This is a genomic window from Gordonia sp. UCD-TK1 (genome assembly GCF_001691435.1).
Lineage (GTDB): Bacteria > Actinomycetota > Actinomycetes > Mycobacteriales > Mycobacteriaceae > Gordonia > Gordonia hongkongensis.
Genome location: NZ_LZMP01000097.1, coordinates 1 through 615, shown reverse-complemented (window position 1 = coordinate 615; position 615 = coordinate 1). Strand labels below are relative to the sequence as shown.

The following is a 615-nucleotide window of genomic DNA, read 5'->3' as shown; positions in this document are numbered from 1 at the left end:
CGGGGGGAGTCACTGTGGGGGCATGGACGGATCTGCCGGGCGAGTTCCTCGCCGGGGTCGATCCTGCTTGTCCGGCCGATGCCGACACCGCCACCCATATGCAGCGTCTGGGGTCGATCCGCGCGGGCGAGTCGTATCTGGCGTGGTGCCGCTACCAGACGATCCTGGTGTTGTGCGATCGGCTGTTGACCACCGTCGGCAACAGTTACGTCTCCGACGGTTTCGGTGACATCGTCGCCCGGGTCTCGCGCGAGGCCGGGATCACCCGCTACCGGGCGGGGATGCTGGTCGACGAGGCCGGCCTTGAGCAGCATGGGGGTGTTGCCCGCCATGATGACCTGCTGCCACGTGCGTTCGCCCGACTTCTTCATCGTGCGCCCGTCTTTGAGCATCGTCGTCCAGCGCATGCCGGTCATCTGCTTGAACTCGTTGGCATTGCGGGCCGCGGCGACGAGGGCCCGGGCCGGGCTCCCGCTCTCGAGCGCCTCCACCAGCGGGGTACGCAACACGCGGTGCGGCATGCCGTCGACCTTGACCGAGACAACGGTGTCGCCGAGATAGCGTTCGGCTGCCCGGGCGTCGCGCAGGTCTATCCGCACGCCTGCCCCATCCCCG

Annotated in this window: 1 pseudogene; it reads right to left on the bottom strand. The window is 68.5% G+C overall.

What is annotated here, in order from left to right:
- Window positions 1-287: 287 nt before the first annotated feature.
- Window positions 288-615, bottom strand: a pseudogene (locus A9310_RS25465) (hypothetical protein); the annotation flags it as partial.